We start from the raw sequence: 15,301 nt of genomic DNA, 5'->3' as shown, positions 1-15,301 counted from the left end.
CCTCCGGCCTCGACGCAGCCGCGGGCGCGCTGGAGGAGGTGCAACGGCTGGTGGCCCACATCCGCGAGCGCTGGCCCACCACCCGGCTGGTGCTGCGCGCCGACTCGGGCTTCGCGCGAGACGAACTCATGACCTGGTGCGAGCAGAACGGCGTCGACTACGTCTTCGGCCTGGCCCGCAACAAGCGGCTGGAGGGAATGATTGCGGCGGACCTGGAGCTGGTGCGAGAGGTGTCGCGCGAGGAGCGCGAGGGAGCGCCGACGCGTGCCTACCGCGAGCTGCGCTACCAGACACGCGACTCCTGGACGCGGGAGCGGCGCGTGGGGGCCAAGGCCGAGTGGCTGGGCGACAAGCACAACCCGCGCTTCGTCGTGACGTCCCTGTGCGAGCAGCAGCACCTCGCCCAAGCGCTCTACGAGGAACTCTACTGCGCCCGAGGCGACATGGAGAACCGCATCAAGGAGCAGCAATTGGGCCTCTTCGCCGACCGGACGAGTGCCCACACGATGCGGGCCAATCAGCTGCGCCTGTGGTTCGCCTCCGTGGCCTACGTGCTGCTCAACCTGCTGCGCCACTTCGGCCTGAAGGGCACCGAGCTTGAACGCGCGCAGGCGGGCACCCTTCGGCTCAAGCTGCTGAAGGTGGCTGCCCTCGTGCGCGTCAGCGTCCGCCGCGTCGTGCTATCCCTGAGCGCCGCGGCCCCGGTGAAAGACCTCTTCGCTCGCATCGCGGAACAGCTGCGCACCGTCCCCGCCCCTTCCTGACGCCCGCTGCTCTTTGACAACCTCGCGCGGGCCCCGACTCCGGCGGGAGAGGGCCGCGCTTTGCCTGTTGCAGAAACCAGAACCGCCGCGAGGCAAAGCGCGAGGCCACCAGCAGGCTTCGCTGCGACACCAGCCCTATCTCCGTGCCCGCTGTGACCGATCCGGGCTAGCCGGTAACAGCGTAACCTGCTTAGGGTTTTTGCTTCCGCCTTGTCGTGGGCTCGATACCCGCCGCCTCTCGTAGGAGGGAAGGCCGTGCCACCGCGTTGCCGCGGGCTCGGCGCCTTCCCTCTCACTGTTTGGCCTACCGGTTGAAGTGGGTGGCCACGACGCTGGCCACGGCCGCGGTGAGCTTCTTGCCGGTGGGGATGTGCAGGAACTCGTTGGGCCCGTGGGCGTTGGAGTTGGGGCCCAGCACACCGGTGATGAGGAATTGCGCCTCCGGGAAGCGCTTGCCCAGCATCTCCATGAACGGGATGGTGCCGCCCTCGCCCATGGCCATGAAGGGCTTGCCGAAGAAGGCCTGGCTCGCCTCGGCCGTGGCCTTCTCCAGCCAGGGCGCCAGGGCCGGAGCATCCCAGCCCGCGCTGGCCTTCTCGCCCTCGAAGGTGACGCGCGCGCCGTACGGCGGGTTGCTCTCCAGCGTCTCCTTGAGCGCCTTCGTGGCGGCCACCGCGTCCAGGCGCGGCGGAATGCGCATGCTCAGCTTCACCGAGGTGTACGGCCGCAGCACGTTGCCCGCGCTGCCCAGCGGCGGCATGCCCTCCACCCCCGTCACCGACAGCGCCGGGCGCCAGGTGCGGTTGAGGATGAGCTCCGTCCCGTCGTTCGTCACCGGCCGCGCCCCCTCCACCCACGGGAAGCGGCTGTACACCTCCTGGCCGAGCACCTGCGCCACCGCCCGGGCCTGCTCCTGGCGGCCGGCGGGAATCTGCACGTGCAGCCCCTCGACGCGCACGCGCCCGGTGGCCACGTCGTCCACCCGGTCCAGCAGCTGCCGCAGGATGCGGTAGGAGGAGGGCACCACGCCGCTCGCATCGCCCGAGTGCACGCCCTCGGTGAGGATGTCCACGCGCAGGTTGCCCGCCACGAGGCCGCGCAGGCTCGTGGTCATCCAGAGCTGCTCGTAGTTGGCGCACCCCGAGTCCAGGCACACCACCAGCGACGGCTGGCCAATGCGCGGCGCCAGCGCCTCGATGTAGGCCGGCAAGTCGTAGGAGCCGCTCTCCTCGCACGCCTCGATGAGGACGACACAGCGCGAGTGGGGCAGCTTCTGCTCGCGCAGCAGGCGGATGGCCGCCAGCGAGGCGAAGGCCGAGTACCCGTCATCCGCGCCGCCGCGCCCGTAGAGCTTGTCGCCCTCGCGCACCGGCTTCCAGGGCTCCAGCCCCTGGCGCCAGCCCGTCATCTCCGGCTGCTTGTCGAGGTGGCCGTAGAGCAGGACGGTGTCCTTCCCCTCACCCGGAATCTCCATGAAGATGACGGGCGTGCGCGGCTCGCCCTTGTCGTTCTTCAGGCGCACCACCTCCACCTTGAGCCCGGGAATGTGGGCCGTCTGCGTCTCGGCCCAGGAGGCGATGAGCTTCACCGCCTCCTCCATGTGGCCCGCCGCCACCCAGTTGGGCTCGAAGGCGGGCGACTTGTTGGGGATGCGGATGTAACGCTCGAGCTGGGGGAGAATCTCCTTCTCCCAGATGCTCTCGGACGACTGCAGGGCGGCGGAGTGGTTCATGGGCTTCTTCCACTACGTCCCTCGCCGGGACGCAAGACGGAGTTTCTCGCCCCGCAGGGCAGCTCGCCCCCTGTGCCGCCGCCCGGACAGGACGCGCCGTGTCAAATTTCACCCCCGCTTCATCAGGTGTTCGCCGAACTCCTCGCGCAGCTTCGTCTTGAGGAACTTGCCCGTGGAGGTGCGCGGAATCTGGGGCACGAAGAGGTAGTCCTCCGGGAGCCACCACTTGACGAAGTGCTGCTGCAGGTACCCGGCCAGCTCCTCCGCCGTCGCGCGCTGCCCCGGCTTGAACACCACCGCCGCCAGCGGGCGCTCGTCCCACTTGGGGTGGCGCGCGGCGAATACCGCCGCCTCCAGCACCGCGGGGTGGGCCATCAGGGCGTTCTCCAGCGCCACGGAGCTGATCCACTCCCCGCCGGACTTGATGACGTCCTTGGCCCGGTCGGTGATGCGCAGGTACCCCTCGGCGTCGATGGTGACGACGTCCCCCGTCTTGAACCAGCCGTCCTGGGTGAAGCGGTCCGCGCCCTCGTCGCCGTAATAGGAGCTGGCCACCCACGGGCCGCGCACCTCCAGCTCGCCCATGGTCTTGCCGTCCCAGGGCAGCACCTCGCCCGTGTCGCTCACGTGGCGCTGCTCGACGAAGGGCAGGGGGTAGCCTTGGGAGGCGCGCACCTCGAGCTGGGCCGCCTCGTCCAGGCCCTCCTGGTGCTGCTTCAGCCGGGCCATCGTCCCCACGGGGTTGAGCTCCGTCATCCCCCAGGCATGGGTCACCTGCAGGCCGTGCCGCTTCAGGAAGCCGTCGATGAGCGAGGCGGGGGCCGCCGAGCCGCCAATGAGCATGGCGCGGATGGCGCTCAGGTCCCACCGCTTCGGCTCCTGATCCAGGAGGGCGAGGATGCCCAGCCAGATGGTGGGCACCCCGCCGGCCAGGGTGACGCGCTCCTGGGCCATCAGGTCCAGCAGGGACACAGGGTCCAGGTGCGGACCCGGGAAGACGAGCTTCGCCCCGGTGATGAGGGCATCGAAGGGCAGGCCCCAGGCGGCCGCGTGGAACATGGGCACCACCGGCAGCACCACATCCCGGGGCAGCGGGCCCAAAATCTCGCCCATGCAGGAGACCAGCGTGTGCAGGACGATGGAGCGATGGCTGAAGAGCACCCCCTTGGGGTCGCCCGTGGTGCCGGAGGTGTAGCAGAGCATCGCCGCGCTCCGCTCCTCCAGCTCGGGGAAGCCGAACGTGGGGGGCTCGGCGGCCAGCCACTGCTCATAGTCGAGCCGCCCTTCGGGGGCCGGGCCATCGTCCGGGATGACGATGATGTGCTCCAGGGACGGGACGTCCTTCACGAACTTCTCGAGCAGGGGCAGGAGCGTGCGGTCCACCACGAGCACGCGGTCCTTCGCATGGTTCGCGATGTAGCCCAGGTCCTTGGGGGCCAGGCGCAGGTTGAGCGTGTGGAGCACCGCGCCCATGGCGGGCACGGCGAAGTACAGCTCCAGGTGCTGGTGGTGGTTCCAGCACAGCGAGGCCACGCGGTCCCCGGGCTGGACGCCCAGCTTGCGCAGGGCATGGGCAAGCTGACAGGAGCGCCGGTAGAAGTCCGCGTAGGTATAGCGGTGCAGCGAGCGGTCCGGCCGGCGGGACACAATCTCGGAACGGCCATGGAAGGTGCGGGCGCGCTCCAGCAGGTGGGTCAGGGTCAGCGGAAAATCCATCATCCGGCCAGCGAGCATGCGCACGAACCTTCTTTGGAAAGGGGAGTGAGGCGGGGCCTGGACGGCCGCACGGGACGCCGGGTAAGCCCAGGGCCTCATCTTACGCGGAGGCATTGTGCTGCGACGGTTCTCCTTGCTGTCCCTGCTCCTCTTCATGCCCGGTGCGCGCGCCGGCGCGGCGGAACCCCCGGACATGGCTCAGCGCGTTACCCAGGGGCTCCAGGGCCTCTACCCGGAGCTGGATGCGCTCTACCGGCAGCTTCACCAGACGCCGGAGCTGTCCACCCAGGAGGAGAAGACGGCGGCGAAGATGGCCGAGCGCCTGCGCGCGCTGGGCTTCACGGTGACGCAGAAGGTGGGCGGGCACGGGGTGGTGGGCGTGCTGCGCAATGGCCCGGGCCCCACGGTGATGTTGCGCACGGACCTGGACGGGCTGCCCGTGGAGGAGAAGACGGGCCTGCCCTATGCGAGCAAGGCCACGGCGAAGGATGCGTCCGGCCAGAGCGTGCCGGTGATGCATGCCTGTGGCCATGACGTCCACATGACGGTGTGGGTGGGCACGGCCACGCTGCTGGCACGCGCCAAGGACCAGTGGCGGGGCACGCTGGTGATGGTGGGCCAGCCCGCCGAGGAGCAGGGCCTGGGGGCCCGCGCCATGCTGGCCGATGGCCTCTTCCAGCGCTTCCCCAAGCCGGACTTCGCCCTGGCCGTCCACGACTCGGCCACCGCCGCGGCGGGCACGGTGGAGTTCGTGCCCGAGTATGCGATGGCCAGCGTGGACTCGGTGGACGTCACCCTCTACGGCAAGGGCGGGCACGGGGCGTATCCGCACCTCACCGTGGACCCCATCCTCCTGGCGGCCCGGACCGTGACGGCCTTCCAGGCCATCGTGAGCCGCGAGCGGGATCCGCTGGAGCCCGCCGTCCTCACCGTGGGCTCCATCCACGGGGGCACCAAGCACAACATCATCCCCGACGAGGTGAAGCTCCAGCTCACCGTGCGCTCCTACAAGCCCGAGGTCCGCCAGCGCATCCTCTCCGCCATCGAGCGCATCGCGAAGGCCGAGTCCGAGGCGGCCGGCTCCCCCCGCGCCCCCCGTATCTCCGTCACGGAAGGCACGCCTGCCCTCTACAATGATCCCGCGCTCCTGAAGCGCGTCCAGGACGCGCTGGTGCGCGCGCTGGGCGCCTCGAATGTCCGCGTGGGCCGGCCCACCATGGGCGGGGAGGACTTCGCCGAGTATGGCCGCGCGGGCGTTCCCTCCGTGCTCCTCTGGGTGGGCGCCGTGGAGCCCTCGAAGCACCAGGAGGCCCAGAAGTCCGGCACGGCGCTGCCCTCGCTCCACTCGGGCCTGTTCGCCCCGGACCGCGAGCGGACCCTGCGCACCGGTGTCACCACATTGACCCACGCGGCGCTGGAAGTGCTCGGCCGGCCAACTCCCTGAGTTTCCAGGGAAAAGAAGAATTCTCACAACTTCCCGACCCGCTGCGAGACAATCGAACCGTCTCCAAGCCACGCGCTGCCCCGCCGCTTCCCGACCCGCGGCGAGGGCAGTTGCTCTTGGGGCTTCGCATCCGGGAGATCTCCGGAAAGTGGACGGTTCGTGGGGGGCCCTGCGACTTCCCGTTAACGCCGGGCGGGGGATACGTATCATCCGCGGCCGTGCCCCATCCTCTTGCCGGTAAGCCCCCTCCCGACTCTGTCCTCATCCAGCCCGAGGCCCTCCGTGGGCAGTACTACTCGGAGCAGCCCGATGTGCGTGTCCCCGAGCAGCGGGTCGCCTTTGGAACGTCCGGCCACCGCGGCTCGTCCGCACGGCGGAGCTTCAACGAGGCGCACATCCTGGCGGTGACCCAGGCCGTCTGCGAGTACCGCCAGCAGCAGAAGATCGACGGCCCCCTGTTCCTGGGCATGGACACGCATGCGCTGTCCGAGCCCGCCCAGCGCTCCGCCCTGGAGGTGCTGGCCGCCCACGGCGTGGAGGTGCGCTACACCGAGCGCGCCACGCCCACCCCCGTCATCTCGCACGCCATCCTCACGTACAACCGGGGGCGGAGCACGGGGCTCGCGGACGGCCTCGTCATCACCCCTTCGCACAACCCTCCGGAGGATGGCGGCATCAAGTACAACCCGCCCAATGGCGGCCCCGCCGACACGAACATCACCGCCTGGGTCGAGAAGCGCGCCAACGAGCTGCTCGGCACCGGCAATGCCGGGGTGAAGCGGACGCCCTATGAGCGCGCCCGGGCCGCCTCGCACCTGCGGGTGTATGACTTCATCACCCCGTACGTCGAGGATCTCGGCAACGTGGTGGAGATGGACGTCATCCGGGGCGCGAAGCTCTCCATTGGCGCCGACCCGCTGGGCGGCTCGAACGTGGACTACTGGAAGCCCATCGCGCAGCGCTACGGGCTGAACATCCAGGTCGTCAACGAGACGGTGGACCCCACCTTCCGGTTCATGCCGCTGGACCATGACGGGAAGATCCGCATGGACTGCTCGTCGCCGTTCGCCATGGCGAACCTGGTGTCGCTCAAGGACCGCTACGACATCGCCTTCGGCAACGACACCGACTCGGACCGGCACGGCATCGTCACGCGCTCGGCGGGGTTGATGAACCCCAACCACTACCTGGCGGTGGCCATCTCCTACCTGTTCCGCAACCGTCCCGGCTGGAAGGCCGAGGCGGCCGTGGGCAAGACGCTGGTGAGCAGCAGCATGATCGACCGCGTGGCGAAGGACATCGGCCGCCGCGTCGTCGAGGTACCCGTGGGGTTCAAGTGGTTCGTGGAGGGACTGCTCGACGGCTCCCTGGGCTTCGGCGGCGAGGAGAGCGCCGGCGCGTCGTTCCTCCGCAAGGACGGGACGGTGTGGTCCACGGACAAGGACGGCATCATCCTGGACCTGCTCGCCGTGGAGATTCTCGCGCGGACGGGCAAGGACCCGGGGGCCCACTACGCGGAGCTCACCGCCCGGTTCGGGGCGCCGCGCTACACGCGCATCGATCAGCCCGCCACCTCGGCCCAGAAGGCCATCCTCAAGAAGCTTTCCCCGGAGGCCGTGAAGGCGACGTCCCTGGCCGGAGAGCCCATCACCGCCCGCCTGACGCGGGCGCCGGGCAACAACGCGGAGCTGGGCGGGCTCAAGGTGGTGGCCGAGAACGGCTGGTTCGCCGCGCGGCCCTCCGGCACCGAGGACCTCTACAAGATTTATGCGGAGAGCTTCCGCGACCAGGCGCACCTGGACGCGGTGGTGGAGGAGGCGCGCGCCATGGTGGGCGAAGCCTTCTCGCGCGCCTAGGGACACGCCATGGCCATCACCGTCCGTTCCGCCGTTCCGGCAGATGCACCCGCGCTGGGCCGCATGGGCGCCCAGCTCGCCCAGCAGCACCATGGCTTCGATGCCCAGCGCTTCATGCTGCCCGAGGACATCGAGTCCGGGTACCGCTGGTGGCTGGGCAAGGAGCTGAAGCAGCAGGACGCGGTGGTGGTGGTGGCGGAGCAGGACGGCCAGGTGGTGGGCTACGCCTATGGCCGGGTCGAGGAGCGCGACTGGAACGCGCTGCGGGACTCCTGCGGCGTGCTGCATGACCTCTGGGTGGAGGCCTCGGCGCGCGGCAGCGGCACCGGCGCCCAGCTCGCCGAGGAGGTGGTCCGGCGGCTCAAGGCGCTCGGCGTTCCCCGGGTCGTCCTGATGGCCGCCGCGAAGAACGAGGTGGCCCAGCGGCTCTTCACCCGCCTGGGCTGGCGCCCCACCATGGTGGAGATGACGCGGGAGACCTGAGCCTCAGGCCGCCTTCCCGCGCCCGGAGGCCTCGGAGGCCGGGGGGGCTTCTCCCTGGGCCTTCTTCCCTCGCCGCGCCGGGAGGGTGAGCGAGGCCCAGCCCAGCACGGCTCCGGTGGCGATGACGCTCGCCATGGGCACGGCGGTGCCGTTGTGCGTGGCGCTCACCGCCCACGAGGCCAGCGCGGCCAGCGTGAACTGGAGCGCCCCCAGCACGGCGGAGGCGATGCCCGCGCGCTTGCCGTGGTTCTCCAGCGCCAGCGCCGTGGAGTTCGGGGGGATGAACCCCAGGGTGGAGATGAAGAGGAACAGGGCGCCCGCCATGCCCCACAGCCCGCCCCAGCCGGTGAAGGCGATGGTCCAGACGAGCGCGGCCGCGAGCAGCGAACCCCAGATCGCCCACTGGAGCAGCTGGCCCGGGGAGTACCGGCCGAGCAACCGGCGGTTGATCTGCGAGTTGAGGATCAGCCCGGCGGCGTTGGCCCCGAAGAACCAGCCGAATTGGCTGGGGGGCACCTCGTACAACGTGATGAAGACGAACGAGGAGCCCGCGATGTACGCGAACATCGCCGCCTGCAGCATGCCGCCGGCGAGCGCGTGGCCCACGAAGCTGGGGTCCCGGAGCAGCTCGCCGAACTGGGCCAGGTGCGGCGCGCGGCCGTGACGCGGCGGCGCCGTCTCGGGCAGGGTGAAGAAGACGGCGGCCAGCGACACCACCCCCGCGCCGGCCAGGGCCCAGAAGATGGAGCGCCAGCCGAACGCGCCGAGCAGCGCTCCCCCGAGCAGCGGCGCGAGGATGGGCGCCACGCCCATGACCAGCACGAGCCGCGACAGCATCCGGGCCGCCCCCGCGCCTGATTGGAGATCCCTCACCACCGCGCGGGGCACGACGATGGCCACGGCTCCCCCGAGGGCCTGGAGGAAGCGGAAGGCGGAGAGCGCCTCGACGCTGGGCGCGAGCGCGCACCCCGCGGAGCCGAGCACGTACACGGCCAGCCCGGCGTAGAGCGGCTTCGTCCGGCCGAAGCGGTCAATCAGGGGGCCCGCGCCAAACTGTCCCAGGGCCAGCCCCACGAAGAAGGTGGCCAGCGTGAGCTGCACCGCGGCCGTGTTGGCGTGGAGATCCCCGCCGATGTCGGGCAGGGCCGGCAGGTACATGTCGATGGACAGCGGGGCGAAGGCGGTGAGTGTCCCCAGGATGAGCTCGAGCACGAACGTGCTGGGCGGACGGGGGGCGATCTCGGGGGGCGTCAGGGCTGCTTCTTCTTTCATCGCGGGAGTCAACGGGGCAGGGAGGGGGCCGGGCGGATCATGTCGATGTGAGGAATGCCGTCCTCGTCGTAGACGTCGGTCACCCGGCGGAAGCCGAAGCCTTCGTAAAAGCGCTGAAGGTAATGCTGGGCACCGATCCGGATGGCCACACCGGGATAGGTGGATTCAATGAAGGCGAGGCCCTTTTCCAGCAGGACCTTGCCCTGGCCTGAACCCCGCGCACCCGGCGCGGTCACGATGCGGCCCAGGCTGGCCTCGGGGAACTTTAACCCCGGGGGAACCGCCCGCAGGTAGGCAGCCAGCGAGGGCCCCTCCGCCCCCTTGGTCTCCTCTCCCAGCAGGTGGTGGCACGCGCGGTCGGCGCCATCCATGTCCCGGTAGAAGCTCTTCTGCTCCAACACGAAGACTTCGGAGCGGAGCGCCAGCAGGCGGTACAGCTCGTCGAGCGTCAGCTCCTCAAACGTCTTCCACTTCCAGGACAACATGGGCTCCCCGTGGGTGTGGGTCAGATGGAGAAATCTCCCACGAAGACCCGGGCCGTGCGTACATCGGCGTGGACCGAGTCGCCTTCCACCACGCCCAGCTTGTCGAACTCGCCGCGGGGCACCTCTACCGTGACGCTGTCCCCGCTGGGCAGCTTGAGCAGGACCTTCACGTAGCCGCCCACGGGCTTCAGCCGCTCCACCCGGCCCGTCGAGGCGACGTTCTGACCGTCGCCGGTGAAGGACTTCGCCAGCTTGATGTCGTGGGGGCGGACGAACGCCTGCACGGCCTCGCCTTCCCGGGCGCTCTGGGGGGCCGCCACCACCAGCGAGCCGAGCTCGGCCCGGCCCTCGCGCACCCGCCCATTGAGGATGCTCGTGCCCCCGACGAAGGAGGCGACGAACGGCGTGGTGGGGCTGTCGTAGATGTCCCGGGGAGAGCCGGCCTGGGCCACCCGGCCCTCGGACATGATGACGACGTGCTGGGAGATCTCCAGCGCCTCCTCCTGGTCATGGGTGACCAGGAGCGTCGTCACCCCCGTCTGCACATGAAGATCGTGGAGCCACTCGCGCAGCTCCTCGCGCACCCGGGTGTCCAGCGCACCGAAGGGCTCATCCAGCAGGAGCAGCTTGGGACGGATGGCCAGCGCCCGGGCGAAGGCCACGCGCTGGCGCTGGCCACCGGACAGCTGGCTGGGCGTGCGGCGGCCCAGGTCCTCGAGCTGGATGAGCTTCAGCATCTCGTCCACCCGGGCGTTCACGTCCGCCCGGGACATCCGGCGCACGTTCAGCCCGAACGCGATGTTCTCGCGCACCGTCATGTGCTTGAAGAGCGCGTAGCTCTGGAAGACCACGCCGACGCCGCGCTTCTGCACGGGCAGCTCCGTGCAGTCCACGCCGTCGATGACGATCCGCCCCTCGTCCGGCGTCTCCAGGCCGGCGATGGCGCGCAGGATGGTGGACTTGCCCGCGCCCGAGGGGCCCAGCAGCGTGGTGATGGCGCCCGCGGGGGCCTGGAAGGACACGTCCGAGACGGCGGGGGCGCCGCCGGCGGAGAACCGCTTGGTCAGCTTCTCGACGATGACGCTCATGGGGTGTGCGCCCTCCATTCGATGTACTTCTTGACGGCCAGCGTGACCAGGCCGAGCAACGTCAGCAGCGAGGCGACCGCGAAGGCACCGACGAAGTCGTACTCGTTGTAGAGAATCTCCGCGTGGAGCGGCAGCGTGGTGGTCACCCCCCGCACGTGTCCGGAGACGACCGAGACGGCGCCGAACTCGCCCATCGCCCGGGCGTTGCAGAGGATGACGCCATACAGCACCCCCCACTTCACCTTGGGCAGGGTGATGGTGAAGAAGGTCCTCCAGCCGCTCGCGCCCAGCGTGAGCGCGGCCTCCTCCTCGTCGCTGCCCTGGGCCTGCATCACCGGCAGCACCTCGCGCGCCACGAAGGGAAACGTCACGAAGAGCGTGGCCAGCACGATGCCGGGCACCGCGAAGATGATGGAGATGCCGTGCTCCGCCAGCCACGGCCCCAGCCAGCCCTGCCGGCCAAACAGCAGCACGAAGATGAGGCCCGCGATGACCGGGGAGACGCTGAAGGGCAGGTCGATCAGCGTGATGAGCAAGTCCCTCCCCGGGAACCGGAAGCGGGCGATGAGCCACGCGGAGGCCACGCCGAAGACGAGGTTGAGCGGCACGGCGATCAGCGCCGCGAGCACCGTCAGCCGGATGGCGGACCACGCCTCGGGCTCCTGGAGGGCCGCGAGGTAGGGGCCCACGCCCTTCTGGAGGGCGTGGTGGAAGACGGCCACCAGCGGGACGACGAGAAAGATGCCCAGGAAGAGCAGGGCGGTGCCGATGAGCGCCCAGCGCACCAGCGGCGAGCCGGTCCGGGCGTGCTCCTTCTGGCGGAGCAGGAGCAGGGAGGTGGACTGCATGCGGAGGACTCCTAGCTGGGCCGGGCCTCGAGCCGGCGGCGGCTCCAGCGCTGGAGCAGGTTGACGGCGAGCAGCAGGGCGAAGGACGCGGTGAGCATCACCACGGCGATGGCCGTGGCGCCCGCGTAGTCGTATTGCTCCAGCTGGGTGATGATGAGCAGCGGGGCGATCTCCGTGCGCATGGGCATGTTGCCGGAGATGAAGACGACGGAGCCGTACTCGCCCAGCGCCCGCGCGAGCGCCAGGGTGAAGCCGCTGAGCAGGGCGGGCAGGATGGCCGGGAAGATGACGCGGGTGAAGATCCCCCAGGGCGTGGCCCCGAGCGTGGCGGCGGCCTCCTCCACGTCCACGTCGATGTCCTCCAGGACGGGCTGCACGGTGCGCACCACGAAGGGCAGGCCGATGAAGGTGAGCGCCACGGCGACCCCCACGGAGGTGAAGGCCACCTGGATGCCCGCGGCCTCCAGGTACCGCCCGTACCAGCCGTTGCTGGAGTAGAGCGCGGTCAGCGTCAGCCCCGCCACGGCCGTGGGCAGGGCGAAGGGCAGGTCCACCAGCGCGTCCACCAGCGACTTGCCCGGGAAGCGGTAGCGCACCAGCACCCAGGCCACCAGCAGGCCGAAGACGGCGTTGGTCACCGCCGCCACCAGCGAGGCGCCGAAGGTGAGCCGGTAGGCGGCCAGGGCGCGCGCCGAGCCCACCGTGGCCCAGAACTGGTCCCAGCTCAGGGTGAACGTCTTGAGGAAGAGGCTCGACAGGGGGACGATGACGAGCAGCCCCAGGTAGAACCAGGTCAACCCCAGGGTAAGCCCGAAACCGGGCAGGATGCGTCGAGCGCGCCGGGCCATGGAGCGTCCTTACTGGGCCTGGGGGGCGTAGATGCGGTCGAAGATGCCGCCATCGTCGAAGTGCGCCTGCTGCGCCTTGCGCCAGCCGCCGAATGCCTCATCGATGGTGAAGAGCTTCACGGCCGGGAAGTGGCTGGCGTGCTTGGCGGCGATGGCCTGGGAGCGGGGACGGTAGTGGTGCTTGGCGGCGATCTCCTGCCCCTCGTCGCTGTAGAGGTGCTGGAGGTAGGCCTCCGCCACGGCCCGCGTGCCGCGCTTGCCGGCGTTCTTGTCCACCACGGAGACGGGGGGCTCGGCGAGGATGCTCTCGGACGGGACGATGATCTCGAAGCGATCCTTGCCCACCTCCTCGGTGAGCAGCAGCGCCTCGTTCTCCCAGGCGAGCAGCACATCGCCCATGCCCCGCTCGGCGAAGGTGGTGGTGGCGCCGCGGGCGCCGGAGTCCAGCACGGGGACGTTGCGGAACAGGCGGGTGACGAACTCCTGGGCCTTGGCCTCGTCGCCGCCTGCCTGGCGCAGCGCATGGCCCCAGGCCGCCAGGTAGTTCCACCGCGCCCCGCCCGACGTCTTCGGGTTGGGGGTGATGACCGAGACGCCCGGCTGAATCAGGTCCTCCCAGTCCCGGAGCCCCTTGGGGTTGCCCTTGCGCACCACGAAGACGATGGTGGAGGTGTACGGCGCGCTGTTGTGCTCCAGCCGCGTCTGCCAGTTCGCGGGGATGAGGTCCGCCTTGTCGTGGAGCATGTCCACGTCGTAGGCGAGCGCCAGCGTGACGACGTCCGCCTCCAGCCCGTCGATGACGGCCCGCGCCTGCTTGCCGGAGCCGCCATGGGACTGCTTGACGGAGAGCTTCTTGCCGCTCTTGGCCTCCCACTGCTTCGCGAAGGCCGCGTTGAACTCCTCGTAGAACTCGCGCGTCGGATCGTACGAGACGTTGAGCAGCGTGACGGCCTCGGACTCCCCTCCGGACCGGGAACAGCCCGGCAGCAGGGGCAGCAGCAGCAGGGCCGCCAGCAAGGGCAGGAAGAGCGAACGCGGGGCGCGGACACCGGTGGACATGATTACCTGGGGGGGGAGGAAGCGGCGGAAAAGGGGGCGACGTGGCCGGCGCGGAGGGTGAAGTCGCCGAAGCCCTCGCCAGGCTGGCGGTCGCGCGAATAGGCGGCGAACAGGGGCTCCAGGGCTTCGAGCACCCCCGCCTCGTCGATGTTCTCGCGGTAGAGGTTGTTCAGGCGCTGCCCGCGGGTGTCGCCTCCGAGGTGGAGGTTGTAGCGGCCGGGCGCCTTGCCCACGAGGGCGATCTCGGCCAGGTACGGCCGGGCGCAGCCGTTCGGGCAGCCGGTGATGCGCAGGAGAATCTTTTCGTTCTGGAGGCCGTGGGCGGTCAGGCGCTCCTCCAAGAGGCCTACCACGCGCGGCAGGTAGCGCTCGGCCTCGGCCATGGCGAGGCCGCACGTGGGCAGGGCCACGCACGCCAGCGCGTTGAGGCGCAGCGGGCTTGAGCGGCGGTAGCCCTCCAGCCCGTGGGCGGCCGCCAGGGCGTCGATGTCCTTGCGGGCCGCCGCGGGCACCCCGGCGATGATGAGGTTCTGGTTCGGCGTCAGCCGGAAGTCGCCCTGGTGGATCTTGGCGATCTCCCGCAGGCCCGTCATCAACTTGGCGTCCGCGGTGTCCGCCACGCGGCCGCTCTCCAGGCGCAGCGTGAGGTGCCACCGCCCGTCATGGCCTTCCAGCCAGCCGAAGCGGTCCCCGTTGTGGTCGAACGCGAAGGGCCGCGCGGGCTGGAGCGAGAAGCCCAGCCGGGACTCGAGCTCGGCGGTGAACCAGGCGATGCCCCGGTCCTGGATGGTGTACTTCAGGCGCGCGTGCTTGCGGTTGGTCCGGTCGCCGTAGTCGCGCTGGACCTTCACCACGTTCTCGGCCACGGCCAGGAGCTGCTCGGGCGGGATGAAGCCGATGACGTCCGCGAGGCGCGGGTAGGTGGCCGCATCGCCGTGCGTGGCCCCCATGCCCCCGCCCACGGCGACGTTGAAGCCCGCGAGCGCGCCGTTCTCCAGGATGGCGATGAAGCCCAGGTCCTGGGAGAAGACGTCCACGTCGTTGAGGGGCGGCACCACGACGGCGGCCTTGAACTTCCGGGGCAGGTAGGTGGGGCCGTAGATGGGCTCCTCTTCGCCGCCCTCCACCTTCTCGCCGTTCAGCCAGATCTCGTAGTAGGCCCGCGTCTTCGGCAGCAGGTGCTCGGACAGGCGCGTGGTCCACTGGAACACCGTCTCGTGGACCCGCGAGTCGGCCGGGTTGGGGTTGCACATCACGTTGCGGTTGACGTCCCCGCACGCCGCCAGCGTGTCGAGCAGCGCCGCGTGGATCTCCCCCATTACCGGCTTGAGGTCCCCCTTGATGATGCCGTGGAACTGGAACGCCTGGCGCGTGGTGAGCCGCAGCGTGCCGTTGGCGTGCTTCTGGGAGATGGCATCCAGCGCCAGCCACTGCGCCGGGGTGCAGACGCCTCCGGGCAGGCGCGTGCGGATCATGAAGCTGTAGTCCGGCTCCAGCTTCTGGAGCCGCCGCTCCTCGCGGATGTCCCGGTCGTCCTGCTGGTAGCTGCCGTGGAACTTGATGAGGCTGGTGTCCGCCGGGGCGATGGCGCCCGTGACGGGATCCACCAGGCTCTCGGCCATGGTCCCGCGCAGCAACTGGCTGCGCGCCTTGATGTGTTCCACCTCGGAGAGGGGCTTGGGAGGGGTTTTGCTCATGGCAGGCTC

Annotated in this window: 13 protein-coding genes; 4 read left to right on the top strand and 9 right to left on the bottom strand. The window is 70.0% G+C overall.

Annotated elements, in window-relative coordinates; all coding sequences use genetic code 11:
• Nucleotides 1–764, top strand: a 764-nt coding sequence (locus KY661_RS26565; protein WP_225412883.1) for an IS1380 family transposase, incomplete at its 5' end; no start/stop codon positions are given.
• A gap of 304 nt (nt 765–1,068) precedes the next feature.
• On the opposite strand, the gene KY661_RS26560 is transcribed toward KY661_RS26565, so the two are convergent.
• Nucleotides 1,069–2,496, bottom strand: coding sequence for a M20 family metallopeptidase (locus KY661_RS26560; RefSeq protein WP_225412882.1), 1,428 nt, complete (start codon nt 2,494–2,496; stop codon nt 1,069–1,071).
• 108 nt (nt 2,497–2,604) lie between these two features.
• Nucleotides 2,605–4,230, bottom strand: a complete 1,626-nt coding sequence (locus KY661_RS26555; RefSeq protein ID WP_225412889.1) for a long-chain fatty acid--CoA ligase — start codon at nt 4,228–4,230, stop codon at nt 2,605–2,607.
• A gap of 136 nt (nt 4,231–4,366) precedes the next feature.
• On the opposite strand from KY661_RS26555, the gene KY661_RS26550 reads away from it, so the two are divergent.
• The 3 genes from KY661_RS26550 to KY661_RS26540 all read left to right on the top strand — a co-directional run bounded on the left by KY661_RS26550 (nt 4,367) and on the right by KY661_RS26540 (nt 7,995).
• On the top strand, nt 4,367–5,656 hold the full coding sequence (locus KY661_RS26550) for an amidohydrolase (protein ID WP_398577245.1): 1,290 nt from the start codon (nt 4,367–4,369) through the stop codon (nt 5,654–5,656).
• Between the two features lie 218 nt (nt 5,657–5,874).
• Nucleotides 5,875–7,512: a phosphoglucomutase (alpha-D-glucose-1,6-bisphosphate-dependent) gene (gene pgm / locus KY661_RS26545; RefSeq protein WP_225412881.1), complete on the top strand. Its 1,638-nt coding sequence runs from the start codon at nt 5,875–5,877 to the stop codon at nt 7,510–7,512.
• 9 nt (nt 7,513–7,521) lie between these two features.
• On the top strand, nt 7,522–7,995 hold the full coding sequence (locus tag KY661_RS26540) for a GNAT family N-acetyltransferase (protein ID WP_225412880.1): 474 nt from the start codon (nt 7,522–7,524) through the stop codon (nt 7,993–7,995).
• Between the two features lie 3 nt (nt 7,996–7,998).
• Here KY661_RS26540 and KY661_RS26535 read toward each other — a convergent pair whose 3' ends face one another.
• From KY661_RS26535 to cysI, 7 genes are read right to left on the bottom strand one after another with little or no spacing between them, the layout of a single operon-like run.
• Complete coding sequence (locus KY661_RS26535; protein WP_225412879.1) at nt 7,999–9,267, bottom strand: multidrug effflux MFS transporter; 1,269 nt, start codon at nt 9,265–9,267, stop codon at nt 7,999–8,001.
• 8 nt (nt 9,268–9,275) lie between these two features.
• Nucleotides 9,276–9,752: a GNAT family N-acetyltransferase gene (locus tag KY661_RS26530; RefSeq protein ID WP_225412878.1), complete on the bottom strand. Its 477-nt coding sequence runs from the start codon at nt 9,750–9,752 to the stop codon at nt 9,276–9,278.
• 20 nt (nt 9,753–9,772) lie between these two features.
• Entirely contained in the window at nt 9,773–10,840 is a 1,068-nt protein-coding gene (locus tag KY661_RS26525; protein ID WP_225412877.1) for a sulfate/molybdate ABC transporter ATP-binding protein, read from the bottom strand.
• The gene (cysW, locus tag KY661_RS26520) at nt 10,837–11,688 is read right to left on the bottom strand and encodes a sulfate ABC transporter permease subunit CysW (RefSeq protein ID WP_225412876.1); all 852 of its coding nucleotides are present in this window, start codon (nt 11,686–11,688) and stop codon (nt 10,837–10,839) included. The genes KY661_RS26525 and cysW overlap by 4 nt, the downstream gene beginning before the upstream one ends.
• A gap of 11 nt (nt 11,689–11,699) precedes the next feature.
• Nucleotides 11,700–12,536 (bottom strand): sulfate ABC transporter permease subunit CysT, encoded by an 837-nt coding sequence (cysT, locus tag KY661_RS26515; protein WP_225412875.1) that lies wholly within the window; start codon nt 12,534–12,536, stop codon nt 11,700–11,702.
• Between the two features lie 9 nt (nt 12,537–12,545).
• Nucleotides 12,546–13,595, bottom strand: a complete 1,050-nt coding sequence (locus tag KY661_RS26510; protein WP_225412874.1) for a sulfate ABC transporter substrate-binding protein — start codon at nt 13,593–13,595, stop codon at nt 12,546–12,548.
• A gap of 2 nt (nt 13,596–13,597) precedes the next feature.
• Entirely contained in the window at nt 13,598–15,292 is a 1,695-nt protein-coding gene (gene cysI / locus KY661_RS26505; protein WP_225412873.1) for an assimilatory sulfite reductase (NADPH) hemoprotein subunit, read from the bottom strand.
• Nucleotides 15,293–15,301: the final 9 nt, after the last annotated feature.

The organism is Allostigmatella hybrida, assembly GCF_020103775.1.
GTDB lineage: Bacteria > Myxococcota > Myxococcia > Myxococcales > Myxococcaceae > Hyalangium > Hyalangium aurantiaca.
The sequence above is the reverse complement of the archived record's forward strand: the minus strand, read 5'-3'. Positions and strand labels throughout refer to the sequence as shown.